This window comes from Stieleria sp. (assembly GCF_041595215.1).
GTDB lineage: Bacteria > Planctomycetota > Planctomycetia > Pirellulales > Pirellulaceae > Stieleria > Stieleria magnilauensis.
Genome location: NZ_JBFHKV010001142.1, coordinates 1 through 2,613 on the forward strand (window position 1 = coordinate 1; position 2,613 = coordinate 2,613).

The 2,613-nt window shown below is 58.5% G+C and carries 2 protein-coding genes; both read right to left on the bottom strand.

Features of this window, described 5'->3' with window-relative positions; translation table 11 throughout:
* Positions 1-108: 108 nt before the first annotated feature.
* Positions 109-972, bottom strand: a complete 864-nt coding sequence (locus ABX749_RS28975; protein ID WP_372899104.1) for an alpha/beta fold hydrolase — start codon at positions 970-972, stop codon at positions 109-111.
* A gap of 280 nt (positions 973-1,252) precedes the next feature.
* On the bottom strand, positions 1,253-2,613 hold a 1,361-nt coding region (gene dsrP, locus ABX749_RS28980), incomplete at its 5' end, for a sulfate reduction electron transfer complex DsrMKJOP subunit DsrP (RefSeq protein ID WP_372899105.1).

Here is a 2,613-nt window from a genome sequence, read left to right on the forward strand (position 1 = left end):
CAAGCAATAGGGCGAGAAGGCGTAGGGACATTGTCTGATTAAGTGATAGGAAAGGATGATCGGATCGAAAAAGTGGGATAGGCTTCCAGCCTGTCATTTCAGGGCTGACTAATCCAACCGGCTGCGAATCCACTCCGCCATCAGCTTCAAGTGCTCGTCATCATAAAATGCGTTTCCGCCGTGTGCGGCGCCGTGGATGACGTGGAACGTGACATCCAGTCCGGCACGCTCGTAAGCCCCTTGGAGTTCGTGTGACTGGTTGATCGGCATCTGCGGATCTTGGTCGCCGTGGATCAGCAACAGCGGCGGGTCGCCGGAATCGACGTGCTCGACCGGACTGGCCAGTCGAGCCGCGTCCGGAACGCCGGTCGGCAAGTCACCCAAAAGAAGCTTCAGTGCCGGCTCACGAACGCTCAAACCGTGCGGCGTCGATTGGCTGAGGATCGTTTGCAAGTTGCTCGCGCCGTACAAGGAAACGATCGCGGAGACGCCGGATGGAACCTCCGCATTTCCCATCGCCAGGTCTTCCAACGCTTGGACGCCATCGCTGACGCCGACCAACGCGGCCAGATGGCCACCAGCCGATGCACCGGCAATCACGATCCGATCAGGGTCAATTGCAAACCTCGTCGCATGCGCGCGCAGGAAACGGATTCCCGCTTTGATGTCTTCGGTTTGCGCGGGAAACCGTGCCGTCCCGCTCAAGCGGTAATTGAGACTTGCGATCGCGAAGCCCTGTTCGGTCAATCGCTTGATCGGCACGTTGCGTTTGTGACCGGCACGCCACGCACCGCCATGCACCCAAACGATCAACGGGGACACGCCGTCGGTCTGGCTGGGGTAGAAATCCAGTTTCAAATCAACGCCGTCGATCTTGGCAAACGCAACATCATGTTGGATTGCAGGCTCGGCTGAACGGACGGGGATTGCGATCGAGCAGACCATCAACAGGCACAGAGAAAATCGGCGCATGGCAACAACGTTGGAAGACGCGAATGAAACGGGCATGCGTGTTGGTGTCTAGGCTTGAGCCGATCCCCGCTACGTTAACGTCAACGAGGGGGCCGCTCGCGCTGACGCGAATCGGCTGATGTCAAACGACTATCAGCCGTTTGCCGCGAGCCTGCGGGCCAACACCCGCCGCATTGCGGATGCGCCTAAAGACTGGACACCAACGCTTGCTGAATCGCTACCAACTCTGTCTGTGGCGGCGTTCATGCAAGACGCATTTTGTCGGGCATTGTACACCGCATCAGACCGTCGCGGTTGGCTCTTTGGAACGCACCTGACCGGTGAAGACGCTGATCACCAATTTCATCAGCAGTGTCAGAACCAGCATTCCGAACGCCCAGATCCCGACGGTGACTTTCCATTCGATCAGGCTGGGCGTGTATTCCACGATCTCGTGAAGCGTCGAAGGGATGAATCCGGGGATGATCAGGCCCATGCCTTTTTCGATCCAGATGCCGACGATGCAGCACAGGCAGGCGACGATGCGGACGGTGCTGCGTTCCATGGCCGCGGGCAGGAAGAACAGAAACGTGCCGAGCAAATTGAGCGCGATGGCCGACCAGATCCATGGCACCAAGCCGTGATGACCGTGAGCCCCGAAGAACAGGTAGTTGGCTGCCGATGCGTGCCCGCCGCCGGTGTAAAAGAGCGTGAAAATCTCGCTGGCCAACATCACCAGGTTGACCACCATCGCGACGCGGATGATTTGAATCAGCGTCCTGGCCGGACCCACCGGCGCGGTGTAGCCGGTGGTGACCCGCATCACCCGCATCACCAGGATGATGAAGGCCGGTCCGCTGACAAATGCCGAGGCCAGAAATCGCGGTGCCAGCAAGGCGGTGTTCCAAAATGGCCGTCCGCCCAGTCCGCAGTACAGGAATGCGGTGACCGTATGAATGCTGATCGCCCAAAAGATCGACAAGAACACAAACGGGATATACCACTTGGGATCGGGTTTGCGACCCAGGTAACGCATGTAGAGTAAGTAGCCGACGACGTGCAGGTTGATCAACAGGTAGCCGTTGAGCACGATCACGTCCCAGGTCAACATCGAGATCGGCCAATTGAATTCCCCGATGCCGGGAATCATGTGCCAGAATCGATCTGGGCGGCCCAGGTCGACGATCACGCTCAACGTGCACATCACGATCGCCGCGATCGCTACTGTTTCTCCGACGATCACCACCTTGTGCATGTCTTCGTCGTCATACAAATACGCGGGGATCACCATCATCACGCCGCCGGCGGCCAGGCCGACACAGAAGGTGAAGTTGGCGATGTACAAACCCCAGCTGACGTGATCGGTCATGTTGGTGCCAATCATGCCGCCGGCGACCTGATTGGCCCATGCGTTGGCACCCACCAAAGACAAGGCGGTCAGTAGGGTCATCCAGGCATAGAACCCGAACGATCCCTCGGTCGCCAGCGAGAGGATGCGTTTGAGAAATCGCGGATAGCTGAGCAGATGGGATTCATCGCTGCGATGATCATCGCTCGTCGGCACGGCCGTGGTGCTGCTCATGTTCTTGCTTGATTCACTTGCCGAAGCAAACGGGGGATGGACGTTGATGGTTGGTGCCCAGGCTTGAGACGCTTCCACGG

Bases quoted from the DNA above. Each gene is read 5' to 3' on its own strand.
- ABX749_RS28975 (WP_372899104.1), bottom strand. From the start codon at position 972: ATGCGCCGATTTTCTCTGTGCCTGTTGATGGTCTGCTCGATCGCAATC.